Source organism: Faecalibacterium prausnitzii, assembly GCF_019967995.1.
GTDB classification, from domain to species: Bacteria; Bacillota; Clostridia; order Oscillospirales; family Ruminococcaceae; genus Faecalibacterium; species Faecalibacterium prausnitzii_E.
Map to the genome: position 1 here is coordinate 2,710,271 of NZ_CP065377.1, position 19,661 is coordinate 2,729,931.

Annotated in this window: 17 protein-coding genes and 1 tRNA gene; 8 read left to right on the forward strand and 10 right to left on the reverse strand. The window is 59.1% G+C overall.

The features are described 5' to 3' along the window. Nucleotides 1-95 precede the first annotated feature (95 nt). From I5P96_RS13095 to I5P96_RS13105, 3 genes are all read right to left on the reverse strand, one after another. On the reverse strand, nucleotides 96-695 hold the full coding sequence (locus I5P96_RS13095; RefSeq protein WP_411703334.1) for a recombinase family protein: 600 nt from the start codon (nucleotides 693-695) through the stop codon (nucleotides 96-98). A gap of 90 nt (nucleotides 696-785) precedes the next feature. Then, nucleotides 786-929: a hypothetical protein gene (locus I5P96_RS13100; RefSeq protein ID WP_223382521.1), complete on the reverse strand. Its 144-nt coding sequence runs from the start codon at nucleotides 927-929 to the stop codon at nucleotides 786-788. 73 nt (nucleotides 930-1,002) lie between these two features. After that, the gene (locus tag I5P96_RS13105) at nucleotides 1,003-1,848 is read right to left on the reverse strand and encodes a DUF5906 domain-containing protein (RefSeq protein ID WP_223382522.1); all 846 of its coding nucleotides are present in this window, start codon (nucleotides 1,846-1,848) and stop codon (nucleotides 1,003-1,005) included. A gap of 233 nt (nucleotides 1,849-2,081) precedes the next feature. Between I5P96_RS13105 and I5P96_RS13110 the strand changes: the two genes are divergently transcribed. Continuing rightward, complete coding sequence (locus I5P96_RS13110) at nucleotides 2,082-2,894, forward strand: hypothetical protein (protein WP_223382523.1); 813 nt, start codon at nucleotides 2,082-2,084, stop codon at nucleotides 2,892-2,894. A gap of 132 nt (nucleotides 2,895-3,026) precedes the next feature. Here the strand turns inward: I5P96_RS13110 and ppdK are convergent, their stop codons facing one another. Continuing rightward, entirely contained in the window at nucleotides 3,027-5,693 is a 2,667-nt protein-coding gene (gene ppdK / locus I5P96_RS13115) for a pyruvate, phosphate dikinase (protein ID WP_223382524.1), read from the reverse strand. Nucleotides 5,694-6,067: 374 nt separating this feature from the next. Here ppdK and I5P96_RS13120 point away from each other — a divergent pair, with 374 nt between their 5' ends. From I5P96_RS13120 to I5P96_RS13135, 4 genes are all read left to right on the forward strand, one after another. Then, the gene (locus I5P96_RS13120; RefSeq protein WP_223382525.1) at nucleotides 6,068-6,823 is read left to right on the forward strand and encodes a DapH/DapD/GlmU-related protein; all 756 of its coding nucleotides are present in this window, start codon (nucleotides 6,068-6,070) and stop codon (nucleotides 6,821-6,823) included. A 260-nt stretch (nucleotides 6,824-7,083) separates the two neighbouring features. Next, nucleotides 7,084-7,662, forward strand: coding sequence for an aminoacyl-tRNA hydrolase (pth, locus tag I5P96_RS13125; RefSeq protein WP_097791552.1), 579 nt, complete (start codon nucleotides 7,084-7,086; stop codon nucleotides 7,660-7,662). Nucleotides 7,663-7,692: 30 nt separating this feature from the next. Beyond that, entirely contained in the window at nucleotides 7,693-11,151 is a 3,459-nt protein-coding gene (gene mfd / locus I5P96_RS13130) for a transcription-repair coupling factor (protein WP_223382526.1), read from the forward strand. Between the two features lie 54 nt (nucleotides 11,152-11,205). Then, entirely contained in the window at nucleotides 11,206-12,324 is a 1,119-nt protein-coding gene (locus I5P96_RS13135; protein WP_223382527.1) for a foldase, read from the forward strand. A 76-nt stretch (nucleotides 12,325-12,400) separates the two neighbouring features. Here I5P96_RS13135 and I5P96_RS13140 read toward each other — a convergent pair whose 3' ends face one another. From I5P96_RS13140 to I5P96_RS13165, 6 genes are all read right to left on the reverse strand, one after another. Further along, nucleotides 12,401-13,891: a lipopolysaccharide biosynthesis protein gene (locus tag I5P96_RS13140; RefSeq protein ID WP_223382528.1), complete on the reverse strand. Its 1,491-nt coding sequence runs from the start codon at nucleotides 13,889-13,891 to the stop codon at nucleotides 12,401-12,403. A gap of 109 nt (nucleotides 13,892-14,000) precedes the next feature. After that, nucleotides 14,001-14,558, reverse strand: a complete 558-nt coding sequence (locus I5P96_RS13145; RefSeq protein ID WP_223382529.1) for a M48 family metallopeptidase — start codon at nucleotides 14,556-14,558, stop codon at nucleotides 14,001-14,003. After that, complete coding sequence (locus I5P96_RS13150; RefSeq protein ID WP_223382530.1) at nucleotides 14,534-15,463, reverse strand: DMT family transporter; 930 nt, start codon at nucleotides 15,461-15,463, stop codon at nucleotides 14,534-14,536. The genes I5P96_RS13145 and I5P96_RS13150 overlap by 25 nt, the downstream gene beginning before the upstream one ends. Continuing rightward, on the reverse strand, nucleotides 15,460-16,005 hold the full coding sequence (locus I5P96_RS13155) for a hypothetical protein (protein ID WP_223382531.1): 546 nt from the start codon (nucleotides 16,003-16,005) through the stop codon (nucleotides 15,460-15,462). The genes I5P96_RS13150 and I5P96_RS13155 overlap by 4 nt, the downstream gene beginning before the upstream one ends. A gap of 94 nt (nucleotides 16,006-16,099) precedes the next feature. After that, on the reverse strand, nucleotides 16,100-17,383 hold the full coding sequence (locus I5P96_RS13160; RefSeq protein ID WP_223382532.1) for a glycoside hydrolase family 10 protein: 1,284 nt from the start codon (nucleotides 17,381-17,383) through the stop codon (nucleotides 16,100-16,102). Then, complete coding sequence (locus I5P96_RS13165) at nucleotides 17,380-17,874, reverse strand: conjugal transfer protein TraD (protein ID WP_118552229.1); 495 nt, start codon at nucleotides 17,872-17,874, stop codon at nucleotides 17,380-17,382. The genes I5P96_RS13160 and I5P96_RS13165 overlap by 4 nt, the downstream gene beginning before the upstream one ends. Nucleotides 17,875-18,008: 134 nt before the next feature. Here I5P96_RS13165 and I5P96_RS13170 point away from each other — a divergent pair, with 134 nt between their 5' ends. From I5P96_RS13170 to I5P96_RS13180, 3 genes are all read left to right on the forward strand, one after another. Beyond that, nucleotides 18,009-18,428 (forward strand): hypothetical protein, encoded by a 420-nt coding sequence (locus I5P96_RS13170; RefSeq protein ID WP_118552227.1) that lies wholly within the window; start codon nucleotides 18,009-18,011, stop codon nucleotides 18,426-18,428. 82 nt (nucleotides 18,429-18,510) lie between these two features. Beyond that, nucleotides 18,511-18,587, forward strand: a tRNA-Ile gene (locus I5P96_RS13175). A 437-nt stretch (nucleotides 18,588-19,024) separates the two neighbouring features. Further along, on the forward strand, nucleotides 19,025-19,444 hold the full coding sequence (locus I5P96_RS13180; protein ID WP_223382533.1) for a nuclear transport factor 2 family protein: 420 nt from the start codon (nucleotides 19,025-19,027) through the stop codon (nucleotides 19,442-19,444). Nucleotides 19,445-19,661: the final 217 nt, after the last annotated feature.

Sequence of the window (19,661 nt, forward strand, 5' to 3'; positions counted from 1 at the left end):
AAGTTTTTGTGCGGATACCCACGGCTACCGTGAGGTCATGCCACTCATTTTTACGAATTCCCTGATTTCGGGAAGCCTTAAAAGCCTTTGCTTCTTCAAATGAAATCGTAAAACGAGCCATCTCCATTTTCTCCGGTAGAATACATTTGGAAAATCAGCCTTACTGTTTCAGCTTGGTCAGGGTCAGGAACATAGGTTCCATTCTCTCTGCGGTATCCTAAGATGTTTCCGCTGCCATACAGAACGTGCTTTTCTCTGCTGATTTTCTGCCCAGCCTTTACGCGCTCTGAAATTTTGCGGCTCTCATCCTGTGCCATAGAAGACATGATCGTTAACCGAAGTTCGCCATCGTTGGTTGCCGTGTTGATACCATCGTTGATGAAAAACACATCCACCCCACGTGTCTTCAACTCACGTGTATAGGATAGCGTATCAACCGTATTTCGTGCAAAGCGGCTCACTTCGCGAGTAATGATTAGGTCAAATTTGCCCTTCTGAGCATCTTCCATCATGCGCAAAAACTCTGGCCGCTTCTGTGCTTGTGTTCCGGTGATGCCTTGGTCTACGTAGACCTCCACGATTTCCCAGTCCGAATGCCTGGAACATTCGATTTTATACCACTCCAACTGATTTTCTAGTGCGTTGATTTGCGCTTCATGTTCGGTTGAAACACGAGCGTACACAGCTACTCTCATAAATTTTAACCTCCACTGTCTCTGACTCTTTTCTGCGGCAAAAAGAAAGGCTCTGGCAGAATCCCCTCCACCAGAGCCTTTCTCTGTTGTTTACGAAGCCCTTGCAGGAGGTTCTTCCTCCTGTTCACGCTTCATCCGAAGGAAGTTCTGATAGGTCGGCAGGTTGATTACCCCTGCCGCAAAGAGAGCTTCCATCAGACAATAAGCCATCGCCTTTTCGTTAATTTCTAGCATCGTGATACCTCCCTTGGTTATCGTTTATGGTGCTTAGAGTCAGAGGTATAACGTATCATCGAAGAATCAGAAGTTACGGACGGAGCTTGATTCCTTGGAAAGCAGATACCGGATTCTTTCGGACAATCATATCCTCTCCTGTACACCGGGAACGAGTATGATTCAGCCCCATTTGGGTAAGTCCTTTTGTGAACACTGTTTGGCTACACGCCCACATATCCTTCTCCTTGCAGTAGTCCAAGTAGGCATTATACAGGTCTTCTGTAGCAGTCACCGCTTTCGGCTCGCTCATATCACAGCTTTCCTGTACAAATTTTCCTACGGTCTTCGCAATAGAGTCTCTGACAATGCACTTTGCATCGTCCACCTGCGGAATTTCTGGGAACTTGTAGTTAAGTTTCACCAGTTTTCGTGCATAATGCAGGGACTTGGTAACAACGGCATCTCGCTCGTCCCAGATTTTATCCTCCAAGTAGGGGTCCTGCTGGTCATCCGGAATTGATTCATCGAAAGGAAGAAATACGATCCGTTTTTGAAGCGCATCGTCCTCACCGTCAATACAAAGCGGGTAATTTCCGGCAAAAACAAACTTAATTCGCCTTGTTAATGTTACTGGGCTGAGATATTTGCGTTGCACCGTAATAGAGTCTCCTCCTGTAATCTGTTTAAGCCGTGAAGCTACTTCTGCATTGAGCTTCGCATTTGGCATATCCAACTCAAGATTGATTACCGCATTAAGAAAAGACATTGATGAAAACGTTCCTTTCATTTCTTGAAGTCGTAGATTACCGACACTTTCCTTCGGATATAACCGTTGGACAAAATTGCCCAGTACGCTCTTGCCGCTGTCTCTGGCATAGCCCATAACAATGAAGAACTTGCCTCGTGCCGGATAAATCATCAGGTATCCAATCGCCATCCAAAAACGCTCCTCCAGTTGAGGATTTCCATGCGTAATCTGCTTTAAGAAGCTATCGAATCAACAATCTGGACGAAACCTCCTTCGTCTATGTAAAAGGCAACTTTGAGCCGATCGTATCAGAAAGCCTTTGGCATGAATGTGAGCGCATCCGCAAGTCCCGTATTTCCAGCCTGCGCCTTCCTGATGGAGAAACAAGGCGTAAAGGAGCCAGAACTACCAAGAATCTGTGGGTGTCAAAACTTCGCTGCCGCTGCGGTTCTTCCTACCGCATTTTCAACTGGCGTAAACTGAAGGACGGAACGCCGGTCTTTGGCTACCAGTGCAATATGCGAACCGTCAACCCGACCCGTTCCTTCGTTCTGGAACACAACATGACCCAGCAGCTCAGTTGTGATGCCATCTCCATCCCGGAGTGGAAGCTGGAGCTGATGGCGAAGAAGATCTTTGAAAAGGTCTGGGGCAATCAGAACAAAGCCATCCTTCGAGCCTGTAAGATGATCGAAAGCTGCCAGAACGGAAAAGCCATCACACGAATGTCTGCTGCACCGATTCGGAGCCAGATTGAAAAAATCAAAAAGCGCAAGCTGAACTACGCTGCCATGCGTGCAGACGGCGAACTGCCACGAGAAGAATATCAAGCCCTTTGCAAACAGGCAGATGACGAGATTGCCTGCTTAGAGCAGGAGTTGAAAGCCCTCTCCCCTGCGCCCGAACCGCAGACGGTTTCTTCGGACATGAAAGCGATCTACGATTTTCTCTCTCAGAAGGTCGATGTGCACGGTGCCCGTCTTGCTCCCGAATTGATCGACCAGTTCGTTGAGGTAGTCACCCCCATTGCCGATTACTCCTACCGCTGGAAGCTGAATACCGGCTGCAAGAAGTCCAAAGAGGAGCGCACCAATCTGATGGCTGTATCAGAAAAGCCCATCCTTACCTTCACCATCGACTTTGAAACCGCCAAGCGTTACCGGGAAGCCAACAAGATGCCCCACCAGTTCCGCCGTGCAGCGTGGACCGACCTGACCGTGGAGGTGTATCTGTGATGCTTCCGAAAAGCAGCCCTGCGTTAAACGCAATTCACCTCATACATGAGCAAACAAATAAGGCTCACCGCCAAAATTGACAGTGAGCCTTATTTTATGCTCTATTTTTAACGATAATTCGCTATAAAAGCCTTATGCTCTCGGTTTTTTAATAGCAGCCTGTGCAGCAGCCAGACGTGCGATCGGCACACGGAAGGGAGAGCAGCTGACGTAGTCGAGGCCAACGTTGTGGCAGAACTCGACGCTCGTGGGGTCGCCGCCGTGCTCGCCGCAGATGCCCAGGCCCAGGTCGGGGCGGGTCTCGCGGCCGTCGTGTGCAGCCATCTTGACCAGCTTGCCGACGCCGATCTGATCCAGGTGCTGGAACGGATCGCTCTCGTAGATCTTGTTCTCGTAGTAAGCACCCAGGAACTTGGCAGCGTCATCACGGCTGAAGCCGAAGGTCATCTGGGTCAGGTCGTTGGTGCCGAAGCTGAAGAACTCAGCTTCCTTGGCGATCTCGCCTGCGGTCAGAGCAGCGCGCGGGATCTCGATCATGGTACCGACCTGGTACTTCATGTCAACACCGGCAGCAGCGATCAGCTCGTCTGCGACCTTGACGACGACGTCCTTGACGAACTTCAGCTCCTTGACCTCGCCGACCAGCGGGATCATGATGTGCGGGGTGATCACGAAACCGGTCTCAGCCGAGACGTTCAGAGCTGCCTTGATGACAGCGCGGGTCTGCATGGCTGCGATCTCCGGATAGGTGACAGCCAGACGGCAGCCACGGTGGCCCATCATGGGGTTGAACTCGTGCAGGGAAGCAACGACATTCTTCAGGTCATCGAAGGTCATGCCCATATCGGCGGCCAGCTCCTTGATGTCCTCGTCCTTGCTGGGCAGGAACTCGTGCAGAGGCGGGTCCAGATAACGGATGGTCATCGGGCGCTCACCCATGATGCGGTACATCGCCTCGAAGTCGCCCTGCTGGAACGGCTCGACCTTGGCCAGAGCAGCTTCGCGCTCTTCCACGGTACGTGCGCAGATCATCTCACGGACGGCCTTGATGCGGTCTTCTGCGAAGAACATGTGCTCGGTACGGCACAGGCCGATGCCCTCAGCACCCAGGTCAACGGCCTGCTGTGCGTCACGGGGGTTATCCGCATTGGTCATGACCAGCAGCTGACGTGCAGCGTCTGCCCAGCCCATGAAGCGATTGAAGTTCTTGTTGCCGGTAGCGGCGACGGTCGCGACCTGCTCGCCGTAGATGTTGCCGGTGGAGCCGTCGATGGAGATCCAGTCGCCCTCGACGAACTTGTGGCCGTTGATCTCGAAGGTCTTTGCCTCTTCATCGATCTTCACGTCGTTGTCATTGCCGCAGCCGGAGACGCAGCAGGTGCCCATGCCGCGGGCAACAACAGCTGCGTGGCTGGTCATGCCGCCGCGGACCGTCAGGATGCCCTGAGAGACCTGCATACCGACGATGTCTTCGGGAGAGGTCTCCAGACGGACCAGAACGACCTTCTTCATCTCGCCGGACTTGACCTTCTCCTCTGCCTCTTCCGCAGTGAAGACGATCTGGCCGCAGGCGGAACCGGGAGAAGCTGCCAGGCCCTTGCCGACGACCTCAGCTGCCTTCAGAGCAGCGGCGTCGAACTGGGGATGCAGCAGGGTATCCAGCTGCTTGGGCTCCACGCGCAGGACAGCCTCCTGCTCGGTGATCATGCCCTCGTCCACCAGGTCGCATGCGATCTGCAGAGCAGCCTGCGCGGTGCGCTTGCCGTTGCGGGTCTGCAGCATGTACAGGTGGCCGTCCTCGATGGTGAACTCCATATCCTGCATGTCGCGGAAGTAGTTCTCCAGACGGGTCGCGATCTCAACGAACTGATCGTACACCTCAGGCATCTGATCCTTCAGGTGGCTGATGGGAGAAGGAGTGCGCACACCTGCGACGACGTCCTCGCCCTGTGCATTGATCAGGTACTCGCCCATCAGCTTCTTCGCGCCGGTGGCGGGGTCACGGGTGAATGCGACGCCGGTGCCGGAACGGTCGCCGGAGTTGCCGAATGCCATCTGCTGCACGTTGACCGCAGTGCCCCACTCGTAGGGGATCTCGTTCATCTTGCGGTACACGTTTGCACGGGGGTTGTCCCAGCTGCGGAAGACAGCCTTGACAGCCTCGATCAGCTGATCGCGGGGATCCTGGGGGAACGGCTTGCCCTCGTTCTCCTCATAGATCTTCTTGAAGACGCCGACCAGTTCCTTCAGGTCGTCTGCCGTCAGGTCCACGTCGTTCTTGACGCCCTTGGCTTCCTTCATCTTATCGATCTCGACTTCGAACAGGCTCTTCGGGACCATCATGACGACGTCTGCGAACATCTGCACGAAGCGGCGGTAGCAGTCGTATGCAAAGCGGGCGTTGTTGGTCTTCTTGGCCAGACCCTCAACAGCCTCATCGTTCAGGCCCAGGTTCAGGATGGTGTCCATCATGCCGGGCATGGACTGACGTGCGCCGGAGCGGACGGAGACCAGCAGGGGGTTGGTGTTGTCGCCAAAGGTCTTGCCGGTGATCTTCTCCAGGCCCTTGACGTGCTCGAAGATGTCAGCGGTGATCTCGTCGTTGATCTGGCGGCCGTCGGCGTAGTACTGGGTGCAGGCCTCGGTGGTGATGGTGAAGCCCTGCGGCACCGGCATACCGGCTGCGGTCATCTCAGCCAGGCCGGCACCCTTGCCGCCCAGCGTGTTCTTCATGGTGACTTTGTCGCCACCGAAGGCGTCGTTGCCCTCGCTGAAGTAGTACAGATACTTTTTGCTCATGCGTTGTTTACCTCCCAATCGTGGCCCCCGGTCCAGATGTCCCGGCGGTCTCATCGTTTGCTCACAATTACTGATACGATGAACATTGTCATGTGAATGCTCAATTATTATACCAGAAAATCACTTCCTTGCCACCATGCAAAACACCGAATTTGTTTGATAATTTTTGTGCAATCCCTTGCATTTTACTGAGTTTTTGAGTAATATAGAATGGGAAAGATTTCGAGAGGTTTTTGTTATATGGAGCCATTTTTCCGCCTGTTGGATACATCTTTCTATCCAATGAGCTTTGTTGCGGACAGCCCTCCGGGGATCTGCCGCAATTTCTCCTCTCCCCCAATCAATTTCGATCCAGTTCCAAGGAGGGATCATTCATGGAATCCAGTTCCAATCCTGCACGTGAGGCCGCCCGCGCCAGGCTGGCCGCCGCTGAGGCAAAGCGGGAGGATATCCTGCTGTACCACATCGCCAACGGCGTGAACATCGAGAGCCGCACTGTAGAGATCGACGAGGGCGTCGTCATCGCGCCGGGTGCCACCATCCTGTCCGGCACCATCCTGCGCGGCAAGACCGTCATCGGCGCGGGCTGTGTCATCGGCCCGAACAGCCTCATCGAAGACAGCACCGTGGACGAAGGCACCACCGTCAACGCCAGCCAGGTCTACGGCTCCCATCTGGGCCCCCACAACAACATCGGCCCCTTCACCCATGTGCGGGTGAACACCGTCACCGACTACGGCGTCCATCTGGGCGCCTATGTGGAGACCAAGAACTCCAACTTCGCCCGCGGCAACACGGTCAGCCACCTGACCTACATCGGCGACAGCGATGTGGGCAAGTGCTGCAACTTCGGCTGCGGCACCGTCACCTGCAACTACGACGGTAAGGACAAGTTCCGCACCACGATCGGTGACTACTGCTTCATCGGCTGCAACACCAACCTCGTGGCTCCGGTCAAGGTCGGCGACGGTGCCTACACCGCCGCAGGCAGCACCATCACCAAGGATGTGCCCGCGCAGGCCCTCGGCATCGCGCGTGACCGCCAGACCAACCTCGAAGGCTGGGCCGCCCCCAAGATGGAAGCTTACATCGCCAAAAAGAAGAAGCTGGAGGATGAGCAGGGCAAGTAAGCCCCTGCACACCTTCATCGGGCTGCGAAGAACTCCCCCTGGCACGACATTGCCGTGCCAGCCCCCTCGGAGAGGGGGCCAAAGCCTCCCTCCCAGAGGGAGGCGGCATCGCGCAGGCGATGACGGAAGGAGTTTCCCGCAGCCTTTTTTGCGCACCGTGCAGCTTTTCGATTCAAAATGTATATCTTTTTACGCGCACGTATGTTATACTAAGAACTTGCTTTCAGAGCAAAAATAAAACAGGAAAAGGCAAATCATCTATGAATGCAAATGACATCTGGCTGATCGCCGGTCTGGGCAACCCGGAGTCCAAGTACGACGGCACCCGCCACAATGCCGGTTTTGCCGCGCTGGATCATCTGGCGGGCAAGTGGGGCATCGCGGTCAGCAAAACCAAATTCCAGGGCCTGTGGGGCCAGGGCGAGGTGGACGGTCACAAGGTCGTGCTGCTCAAGCCCCTGACCTACATGAACCTTTCGGGCGACTCCATCGCCCCGCTGGCCGGCTTCTTCAAGATCCCGGCCGACCACGTCATCGTCCTGTGCGACGACATCACTCAAGCCCCCGGCAAGCTGCGCATCCGGCCCTCCGGCTCGGCAGGCGGCCACAACGGCCTGAAGAGCATCATCGCCCGGCTGGGCGGCGAGAACTTTCCCCGCATCCGCATCGGTGTGGGTGCCAAGCCCCGCCCCGACTACGATCTGGCCGACTGGGTGCTGGGTAAGTTCCCGCCCGACGACGTCAAGGCCATGACCGACCGCTACCCCGATCTGGAAGCTGCCGCCAGGCTCATCATGGACGGCAAGCTTGGGCTGGCACAGAGCCGCTACAACGGGTAATCGGATGCTGTAACCGAGAGGAGGTCCACGATGTACGAATCCCTGCTGAAGCATACGGCAGAGTACCAGAAGATTTCTGCGAGCCTTGCCACGCCCGGCCCGGCGGCACTGTTCGGCCTGCCCCCGGCGGGCCGCGCCCTGCTGTACGCAGCCCTGCAAAAAGACCTGGGCCGGGTGCTCTGCATCGTGACGCCCGGCGAGGCCGAGGCCACCCACTTCGCCGATGACCTCAAGGCGCTGGGCCTGACGGCGGCGGTCTTCCCGCCCCGCGACTTTATGCTCCGCCCGGTGGAGGGTGCCGGCCGTGAGTACGAGTACCGGCGGCTGTCGGTGCTGGGTGCACTGGCCGGCGGGCGGCTGAACGCCGTCTGCGTCCCGGCAGAAGCCCTGCTGCAATACACCGTCCCCCGCGCGGAGTTCCAGAAGAACACCCTCACCCTCAAGCCCGGCATGGTCTACAACCGGGAGGCGCTGGTGGAGCGGCTCTTCTCCGCCGGCTATGTCCGCCGCAGCCAGGTGGACGGCCCCGGCCAGTTCAGTGTGCGCGGCGACATCGTGGACATCTATGCGCCCGACATGCACCAGCCCGCCCGCATCGAATACTGGGACGACGAGATCGACTCGCTGGCCTCCTTTGACCTGCTGACCCAGCGGCGGGACGGCTCGCTGGAAAAGATCTATCTCTCCCCCGCCCGCGAAGTGCTGTTCGGCAGCACCGCCGACACCGCCGAGGCCCTGCGCGCGGCCCAGAAAAAGGCGCGCGGCAAACACCGCACGGCGCTGGAAAAGGCCATGGAGGCCGACCTGTCTCAGCTGGACTCCGGCCTGATGCCCGAAGCCATGGACAAATACTACGGCCTGCGGTATCCCGCCCCGGCCACCCTGCTGGACCACCTCGATTCTCCCCTCTTCGTGCTGGACGAGGTGGGCGGCATCCGGGACGCCCAGAAGGCCACCGAGTTCCGGCGCGGCGAAGAGCTGACCGGCCTGCTCGAAGAGGGTGTGCTCTGCCCCGGCCTGGATGTGCTGTACCAGACCATGGACGACCTCGTTTTCGCGGCGCAGAAGCAGAGCACCCTGCTGTGTGAGAACTTCCTGCGCGGGATGAACGAGTTCCAGCTGAAAGACCTCATCAACGCAGAGGCCTTTGCGGCCCCCAACTGGGGCGGCGACCTGGCCTCCCTGCGGGAGGATCTCGACCCGCTCATCGCCCAGGACTATGCCGTCACCCTCTTTGCCGGTACGCCCAAGGGCGTAGCGGCCCTGACCCGCGATCTGGCCGACAAGGGCTACTCCGTCAGCATGAGCCGGGACGTCCGCCCCGCCAAAGGGCTGGTGCAGGTGCTGCCCGGCCACCTGACCGCCGGGTGCACCTTCCCGTTCGCCCGGATGGCGGTCATCTCGTCCCGGCGGCATGGTCTGGACGAAACCGCCGAGGCCAAAAAACGCAAAAAGAACAAGAACGCCCTGTCCAGCCTGTCGGACATCAAGCCCGGCGACTATGTGGTCCACCAGAGCCACGGCATCGGCATGTATGCGGGCATCCAGCGGCTGGAAGTGCAGGGTGCCATCAAGGATTATCTGAAGATCCAGTATTCCGGCTCGGATGTGCTGTATGTGCCCGTCACCCAGCTGGACCTGCTGAGCCGTTACACCGCCCCCGGCGACGAGGAAAAGGTCAAGCTGGCCAAGCTCGGCGGCACCGAGTGGCAGCGCACCCGCGCCAAAGTCAAAAAGGCCACCGAGGAGATGGCGCAGGAGCTGATCGAGCTGTATGCCCGGCGGCGGCAGGCCCCCGGCTATGCCTTCCCGCCGGACGGCGACTGGCAAAGCGATTTTGAGGCCCGCTTCGAGTACGATGAGACCGACGACCAGCTCAACGCCACCTCCGAGATCAAAAAGGACATGGAGCGCAGCTACCCGATGGACCGCCTGCTCTGCGGCGACGTGGGCGTCGGCAAGACCGAAGTGGCCCTGCGGGCCGCGTTCAAGTGCGTCATGGGCGGCAAGCAGTGCGCTATCCTGGCCCCCACCACCCTGCTGGCCTGGCAGCACTACAATACGATCCTCTCCCGCATGGAGGCGTTCCCGGTCAAGGTCGGGATGCTCTCCCGCTTCCGCACCGCCAAACAGCAGAAGGAGACCCTGCGCGGCCTGCAGGCAGGCAGCGTGGACATCGTGGTGGGCACCCACCGCCTGCTGTCCAAAGACGTCCGCTTCCATGACCTGGGCCTTGTCATCATCGACGAGGAGCAGCGGTTCGGCGTCAAGCACAAGGAAAAGCTCAAGGAGAACTTCATCGGGGTGGACATGCTGACCCTGTCGGCCACCCCCATCCCCCGCACCCTGAACATGGCCATGAGCGGCATCCGGGACCTGTCCACCATCGAGCAGCCGCCCATTGAGCGCCAGCCCGTGGAGACCTTCGTCCTCGAATACAACGACGTCATCCTGGCCGAAGCCATGAAGAAAGAGCTTGCGCGCGGCGGGCAGGTCTACTACCTGCACAACCGGGTGGACAACATCGAGTCCACCGCCGCCCACGTCAGTCAGATGGTGCCCGGTGCCCGCGTCGGCATCGCCCACGGCAAGATGACCGAGGAGGAGCTGAACCCCGTCTGGCAGCACCTGCTCAACGGCGAGATCGACATCCTCGTCTGCACCACCCTCATCGAGACCGGCATCGACGTGCGCAACTGCAACACCCTCATCATCGAAGACGCCGACCGGATGGGTCTGGCCCAGCTGTACCAGATCCGGGGCCGCGTGGGCCGCAGCGGCCGCAAAGCCTATGCCTACTTCACCTTCCGGCGGGACAAGACCCTCTCCGACATCGCGCAGAAGCGGCTGTCCGCCATCCGGGAGTTCACGGCCTTCGGCTCTGGCTTCCGCATCGCCATGCGCGATCTGCAGATCCGCGGCGCGGGCAGTCTGCTGGGCCACAGCCAGCACGGCCACATGGAGGCCGTCGGCTACGACCTGTACGTGAAGATGCTGGGGCAGGCCATCGCACAGGCCAAGGGCGAGCCCATCCAGCGCGACAAGAGCGAGTGCCTTGTGGACCTGCGGGTGGACGCCTACATCCCCGAATCCTACATCGCCGACGGCCCCGGCCGCATCGAAGCCTACAAGCGCATCGCGGCCATCCAGACCCCCGAAGACGCCGCCGACGTGCTGGATGAACTCATCGACCGCTACGGCGACCCGCCGCCCTCGGTCAGCGACCTGGTCAACGTCTCGCTGGTCCGGGTGCAGGCCACCGCCGTGGGCGTGTACGAAGTCACCCAGAAAAAGGACACCCTCGTCCTGCAGGTCGAGACGCTGGATGTCCCGATGATCCGCGGCCTGCTCGTGGCCTTCAATGGCCGCGTCACCGCCGGTGCCGGCAGCAAACCCTATCTTTCCGTCACCCTGCAGCCCGACGAAAAGCCGCTGGACCTGCTGCAAAGCATCCTCAAGGCGATGGCCGAGATTTTAGGAACAAAATAAACCCCTCCGCGATGCCGGAGCGGTCGTAACACAAAACATCAGGAGTACACTTTTATGAAACACAAACTTCTTGCCCTTCTCTGCGCGGCGGCACTGGCCTTCGGTCTGGCTGGCTGCGTCCTTTCCACGCCGGACACGGTCGGTTCCATCGGCAACGTGGAGATCTCCTCCGGCCTCTATCTGCTGGCGCAGTACAACGCCTACCAGTCCGCCGCAAAGCTCGCTTCCTCTGACCAGGATTCCACCAACGTCAAGAGCTTCCTGAAGGAGACCATCACCACCGACGCGGACTCCGGCGAGACCGCAGCCGTCAGCGACTATGTCGCCCAGAAGACCCAGGAGAATCTGGAGCTGTACGCCGCCGTCGAGGCCCGCTTCGACGCGCTGGGCGGCCAGCTGACCGAAGCCGAGGAGGCCCAGGCCGACAGCTACGCTTCCCAGCTGATGGACCAGTATGGCGACACCTACAAGGCCAACGGCATCGGTTTGGAGACGCTGCAGCGCTTCGAGCGCATCCTGCTCAAGAGCACCGACCTGCTCGACCTCGTGTACGGCACCAACGGCGAGACCCCGGTTTCCGACGCCGACCTGACCAGCCATCTGGAGAACCAGATGTACAAGCTGGCCTATTACAGCATCCCGCTCTACAACTCCAGCACCTACGCCTTCGCCGATGACGACCAGAAGGACACGATGCTCCGCCTGGCACAGGCCGCTGCGGACAGCTACAACGCCTCCGCTCCGGCAGATGCGGTCCGCCAGTTCACCGCCTTCCATGAGGTGTCCTCTGCGGCTCTGAGCGGCATCTACGCCGTGCTGGACTCCACCGTCCCCACCGACGACACCGCTTCCCTGCAGACCGAGCTGCTGAGCAGCAGTACCCTCGACTCGGCGTTCTCCACCGAAGGCTCTGCCGACACCATCCGCAGCCTGTCCTTCGGCCAGGCCGCTGCCGTGCAGTATTCCTCCCTCTCCATGATGCTGGCCGTCCGTCTCGACCCGCTGGACGGGGCAGCGCTGGACGACGTCCGCGCACAGGTCCTGGCCGACATGAAGAGCGACGAGCTGCAGGATGCGCTGGCTGCCTATGGTGCCTCCATGGAGCACAGCCTGGACAGCTCCGCCATGGGGAAGCTCCCGGCCCGGAAGATCGCGGCCGCAAGCTCGAACTGACCATCCCCTGAAACGAACAAAGGCGTCTGCACCCGGTCGATGCAGACGCCTTTGTTTTATGCTTTTTTACCGGCGGTCACTTGCGATGACCGGCCCAGCCGTCCACGGCGTTCACGAGCGCCCGGCCGCGGCGGCCGAAGAGCTTGGGCAGCAGCATGCGGGCCATGGCCCAGACCCCTGCAAAGTTGTACAGGATGACCGCTGCCGTGATGAGCCCGGTCCACAGGCCGTAGAGCGGGACATCCGCCAGCAGGACGAAGGCTTCCGCCGCCAACGCGCCGAAGTTGACCGCCACCCGCACCGGATGGATGGACATCCCGATCATGTGGTGAGCATCCAGCGCGCGGAGAGTGAACACCAGGCCCAGCCCCAGGAAGGACGCATACGTCGCGCCGATGGGGCCCCACCACTTGATGAAGAAGTAGTTCATGATGCAGTTGCTCACTGCACCGGAGAGCATGGTCCACAGGCTGTGGCTGGATTTCTTGTTGACGACATAGACGCTGTTCAAAAACTGGTTGTAGCAGCTGCAGGTGGATGCCAGCGTCAGGAAGGGCACGAAGTGCCAGGCGTAATAATAGTTCGCCTTCATGATGTGCATGACCGGGCGGCAGAGCCAGATGATGCCCGCCGCACAGCAAAACAGCACACTGGAATAGGTGCGGAAGATCTTGGTGAAGAACCGGGCGCGTCCGTCCTCTTCCGTCACGGCGGAGAGCTGCCAGGCATCGTAGAAGATGAGGCCCAGCGTCGTGAGGATGGTGGGCAGGAAGTAGCCGGTGGAGAGCAGGCCGCTCCAGGCGTCGCCGCTGTGGCCGTCCAGCCCGTTGCACATCTCACGCACGAAGAACAGGTCCGACGCATTGATGACCCAGAAGCTGATCTGGGCCGGGATCATGGGCAGCGAGAAGCGGAGCATCTGCTTCCACAGGTCTTTGTTCAGGCCCTTCAGCTCCACAAAGTTCCAGAGCTTTCCGGTCAGGCAGAGGAAGAGCACACTGACCAGGTCGCCGCTGATGATGGCCAGCAGGTAGCCGTTGGCCCCCCAGTGGAACCCCACCAGATACAGCGCGTAGAACGCCATGGTCGCCACCGTGCAGAGCACACCGTCCACGGCCACCAGCTTGTTCCACTGGCGGCTGCGCACGAACTGGGTGCACAGGGTGCGCAGGCAGCTCATGAGGACATAGATGTAGATGAGCAGGCCGTACTGAGCCATATCGGGCAAAAACTGCGCGATGGGCCAGCAGAGCACCAGGATGCCGAAACCGCCCAGAATGGTCAGCAGGCCGTTGGTGAACACCTGCTTTTCACTGTTGCCCCTGTCCAGGCCGAACCGGATGATGGCGTTGGACATGCCCATCGACACGAACGGGATGAGCAGGTTGGCGTACTGGCTCAGGATCTTCGAAAGGCCAAGGTCGGAGATCTCCGCCATGGCATAGGTCAGAAACGGCTGGACCAGCAGGGTCAGCAGCTTCGACGAAAAACTTGAGATCGCAAAGATGATGGTATTTCCGGCCAGCTTGGAATACTTGTCGCCGCCGGAGCTTTTTTCGTTTGCCACGTTTTTCAACTCCTGTACTATCCGCCCCTGTGCGCAGGGCCCGCTTGTTCTGGAGCCCGCAGGGCGATTCTCTGATACGTTCCCCTCCACTCATACGAAACGGAGCGGGCTATTTCAGCAGCTCCCGCCGGGCCTTCCAGTCCGGGAGGATCTTTTCCACTTCCGCCCAGAACTTCGGGCTGTGGTCCAGCACAAGAAAGTGGCAGTACTCATGTACTACCACATAGATCTGTGCCGCTTCGGGCATGTTGTAGAGCTCCAATGCCAGCGTGATCTGCCGCTTGCCCGGTGTGCAGACGCCCCAGCGGCTCGTCATGCTCCGCACCTTCAGGATGGGCTTCTGCCCGCCCAGTACCCCGGCAAAGGCCGGGTAGACCTTGTCGCTCATGGCTGCAAAGTGGGCCAGCGCCACGTCCTTTTCGGGCAGGGGCCGCCAGTAGGTGCGGGCCTCGCGGTCGGCCAGGTCCCTCTGCGCCTCCTGCACCCAGTCCCGATGCCGCAGCACAAAGCGGTCGGCCTCCTCCCACGAGGAGCGGAACGGGATGCTGACGGCCACGGTGCCGTCCGGATGCACCCGGATGTTCAGGTTCTTCACCTTCCGGCGGGTGGCCTTGTAGAGGATGCCGCCCGCCGTGCGCAGGGTCACTTCCGGCTTGCGCTTCGGCATTTCCGCCACTCCTCCACCGGCAGCTGGGCCAGCACCACCGCTGCAAAGATGAGCACACAGCCGGAGGCCTCCCGCACCGAGAGGTTCTGGTGCAGGATGAGCCAGCCGCCCAGAGCGCTGAACACGCTTTCCAGGCACATGATGAGGCTCGCGACGGCGGGGTTCAGCTCTTTCTGCCCCAGAATCTGCAGCGTATAGCCGACGCCGCTGGACAGCACACCGCAGTAGACGATGGGCAGCCAGTTGGTGCCGAACTCGGCGAGGGTGGGCGTCTCAAACAGGAAGGCGGCGGCGGTGCTCTCCACCGCCACCACAACGAACTGCACCAGACTCAGCCGGACGCCGTCCACCAACGGGGAGAAGTGGTCGATGGACATGATCTGGAAGCTGAAGAGCACGGCACAGCTGAGCAGGACCCAGTCGCTGGATTCGATGCCGCCAAAGCCGTTCTTCATGCAGAGCAGATACAGCCCGCCCACGGCGATGACCATGCTCAGCCAAAGCCGGGCACTGCCCCGCCGCCCCACGAACAGCCCGAACACCGGCACCATCACGACGTACATCGCCGTCAGGAACGCGGCCTTGGCCGTGGAAGGGTTCAGCGTAATGCCGATCTGCTGGGCCGCGCTGGCCGCCAACAGAAAGGTGCCGCAGACAAAGCCCGCTGTTCCCAGCGTTTTGCGGTCGGCAGCGGTCTGCGGCCTGCCGGTGGGTTCGCCCCGGCGGCGGCGAAGGGCGTCAAAGGCGTAAACGGTGGGCAGGAGCACCAGCACGGCCAGCCAGCTCCGCCCGGCCAGAAAGGAATAGGCCCCCATGCCGGAGCCTGCGCTCTGGGCCACAAAGGCCGTGCCCCAGATCATGGCGCAGAGCATCAGCATCAGGGAATGCCGGGTCTGTGGATTCATCCGCCGATTCCCTCCACCTTGAGCAGTCCGTAGAGGTAATACTTGCTCGAATCATAGGAGATGGTCAGCCGATAGCTGGCGTTGGGGTCCAGATTGCCGATGTCGCAGTGGTAGTTCTGGCCGTCAGTGACGAAGTAGTAGGTGGTGTTGTCCACATACTGTGCGCCGCCATCGACCTTCTTCCACAGCGAGATCTTGAACTTCTGCACGCCCTCCGCCGTGCCGCAGCCGTAGACGGAGAGCAGCCCGTTCGGCGCGGTGAAATAGTCGGTCTGGCGGCTCCAGATGCCGTTGAAGACGATGTTCAGCGAGCCGTTGGCCACAGCCGTGGCGTATTTGGCGGAGGTGTCGGCAATGCCATCGATCATCAGCGGGTCGCTGCTGGGGGCCGCCCACTGGGTGGTGTCCTCCTCCTGTACCTCGTCCGACGCGCCGGTCAGCTTGTGGGCGATGGACGTCAGTGTGCTTTTGCAGCCGGTGAGCATCAGCGCAGCCAGAAGCAGCGCCAGCGCAAAGGCAAAGATCCGTTTTGTTTTCTTCATGGTTTTTTATCCTCAAAAATCGCAGAAAAGTGTACTTTTGCAAGGCATGATACGAGTATAGTATACCGCATTTTTTTCCTGCATACAAGACACTTCAGCGCGTTTTGCCATTCTGTGCCGTCAGGGCCGCGCATTCGGCGGCGGCAAGGTCGTTCCGGGCCGGGCCGAAGAGCGAATCGTACCGGTAGAGCGCCCAGCCCTGCGCGCCCCGGCTGCGCAGATCGGCCGTCTGCCGGGCCAGCGCGGAACCGGTGGCCCACTGGCTCGTGCTGTCGGCGTTGGCCCCGCCGTCACCCACGCCGATGCGGTAGGCCCCCAGCCCGAAATACAGCGCCACATCCCCGGCGCGGGCCATGCCCAGCCACTCCGGCACGATGTTCTCAAAGGCAAAGCGGGTGCTGCCTGATTGCAGCTGGTATCCATAGCCCCAGTACACCTGCGGGCAGAGGTAATCCACCACGGCGTCGGCCCCGCTGGCCGTCAGCCAGGTGTAGATGTCGCTGTACTGGGTGGCAAGATCGTTCTCCGGATTCCCCTGCGGACTGACGCCGAACCGCAGGGTCGGGTCTGCTGCCTTCACGGCATCGTGCGCAGCCTTGACCAGGCTCGTCACGTTCTGCTGCCGCCAGGATGCCAGATCCTTCTCACCGCTGGCCGCGAACTGCGCCGCGTCGAGAGAGGCTTCGGTCGTGGGATAAAAATAATCGTCGAAGTGGATGCCGTCCACGGCGTAGCGCTCCACAAGCTCGGCCACCCCCTGCACCACATACGCAGCGGCCTCCGGGATGGCTGGATTCAGGTAGACCCCCTCGCCCACCGTGCAGCACCACTCCGGATGGGTGTGCATCAGATTCGTCTCCCCGATGCTGGGCGGCATGGCCGCAGAGCTTTTCAGCCGGTATGGGTTGATCCAGGCTTCCAGCGAAAGCCCCCGCGCGTGTGCCTCGGTGATGAGCACATCCAGCGGGTCGAAGTCGGGTGCCTGCCCCTGCGCACCGGTGCAGAGATGGCTCCACGGGAACAGGCTGCTCTCGTACAGCGCATCCCCGAAGGGCCGCACCTGCGCGAGGACGGTGTTCAGCCCCAGAGCGACGCAGTTGTCCATCAGCGCGGCGATGTCCGCCCGGAACGCTGCCTCGGACGAAAAGTCCATCCGCGCCCATTCCAGATAGCTCACCCAGACCGCCCGCCACTCACCGGAGGGCAGGGCCGGGTTCGGCGTCTCATCCGGCTGCAGCACTGCGGGCGGGTCTGTTTTTTCTACGTTCCGGACAGAACGGTACAGAAAATACGCTCCGGCGGCACAGCCCAGCCCCGCCAGGAACCGTCGGCGGCCGATCTTTTTCTTCCTGCGCGGTGCGCGCCGCTGCGGGCTCATGCGTCCTCCTGCATCTTGTACAGGCTCAATGCGGCCCAGCCGCGGGCGCAGGCCAGCAGCACCCAGAGCAGGTTCGCCCAGAAGCTCAGGCCCGCCATGCCGCCGTAGACCGTCAGCAGAACAAAGAGCAGATGGAGCACCTCTGCCGCGCCTACCAGCTGCAGCTGCCGCTGAATGGGTCTGCCCTTCTGGTATTCGTAGCCCAGCAGGCCGGGCCAGACCAGCGCCGAGCAGATGTATGCCGCCCAGCCCCGGCCCATATAGCTGAGCATCAGCACCACGAAGAGACCGAAGTAATTGCGCTTGTCTTTGGCCGGGCTTCCTTTTTCCGCTGCCAGAAACAGCAGGGTGATGCCGGTGATGCAGAATGCCGCCATCTCCAAAAAGGAGAAGTCCATCCCGCCCAGCACGGCAAAGCCGTTCAGCATGGATGCCGCCGCTGCGCACAGCAGGAAAAAGTACCAGGTCTTGTGGGTGAATTTCAGTTTCATTATGAGCCTCCCCGCCCATGAGACGGCATGGGCGACCGCAAATTTTAGAATTTTTCCAATATTATAACACAATTTCCTGCGGGTTGTGTTACAATAAGGAAAACTCTGATCAAAAAACCATTCAGGAGGGCTCCATGAACGCTGTCATTTCCATCATCCTGCTGGCGGTGGCGCTGGGCGTCATCGTTGTGCTGCTCACCCGGCGCGAGAACACCCGCCGCAGCCAGTACGGCCCCGCCGGCCTGAGCGAGTTCCGCACCGACCTGCCGCTGGACGAGTGCTTCGACCGGCTCGACCTCCACAGCGAGACCGACGAGTTCGCTTACGAGTGCCGCCGCGAGAACGACGGCGGCTTCCTGCTCCACCTCACGCTCCATCAGCCCACCCAGCAGCCGCTGGATACCCTCTACACCCTCCGCCTCGACCCCGGCCGTCAGACCATCGTGACCCTCATCTTCATCCGGGAATCCTTCGGCTACAAAGAGCCGCTTTTCCCGCAGGAAATGCTGGACACCTTTATGATGCAGAAGCTCCAGGCCCACCGCACAAAATAATTTTGGCCGAAAACACTTTTCATTTTCGCAGTTTTTTGCTATACTATCTGTTGCACCCTGCTTTTTCGCCGGGTGCCTCTGCGGGCCAGTAGCTCAGCTGGTCAGAGCTGGCGGCTCATAACCGCTTGGTCGCGGGTTCAAGTCCTGCCTGGCCCACCAAACAGTTCGTACTCGAACCCAATTCTCTATGAGAAAGGGTTCGGGTACGTTTTTTGTTTATCGGAAATTCTGCGGAAGGACTACACAGAGCGTTAAACGAGCAAAGGCAGGGTATCACTATGACGGTGGTATCCTGCCTTTTGCTTTGAGGAATCAAGTTCGCTTTGTGCGAACTTGATCGCCATCTATATGGCGCATTGATGGCAATTGCTGCGTACGTGCGTACCGGGAGCCTGTACACCTCTGGCAAGGTGTAACACACTAGACTTTGTTCCAAAGTCCGTGTGCTAAGGGGTCAAGCCCCTTAGAATCCCTGCGGATTGTGTACGCACGTACGCAGAAAAATGGCAAAATTTCACTATATCGGGCTGTTCTTTCATGGTGGAGTGTGGTATACTCGGCTTAGCCCAGTAAATCGGAAGTTATGGAGGTACTTTATGAACGAGAGAGAAAAAATTATCCGATTATGGTTTGATATGTGGATTAAGAAAGCAGATTTAGGAATTGACAATATTTTTACAGATGATGTTGTATATACTGAGAGTTGGAGTCCTAAATATGAAAACCGCAAAACGGTAAAGCACTGGTTTGACGAATGGAATACACGCGGAAGTGTTCTTGTCTGGGAGATTAAGCAATTTTTTTATCAAGGCAATCAAACAATCGTGGAGTGGTATTTTAAAAGCAAAATGAATAATGGAAATGTTGAAGAATTTGACGGAATATCTTTAATTGTATGGACACAGGATAACAAAATAAAATCATTAAAAGAGTTTGGTTGCAATCTTCATAATTACAATCCATATCGAGATAGTGATATTCCCGTATTTCGAGAAGAAAAAGCAAATTGGTTTTGAGAGGACTATAAATTCCAGTTTGCCGTACTCGTTCCAGCAGGGTTTGGGGCAGGCACGCCCCAACAAGAGCACTTCGGAAACTCACATGAGTTGAAGAAGTGAAGTCCCGGATGGACAAGAAATTTTCAAGAATTGAAAATTTGTGGCCACGGGACGATTCTTGCTCTCAGCTTTTTCACTGCGTTTCGCAATTTGCACATTTCAATCTGCTCGCAGA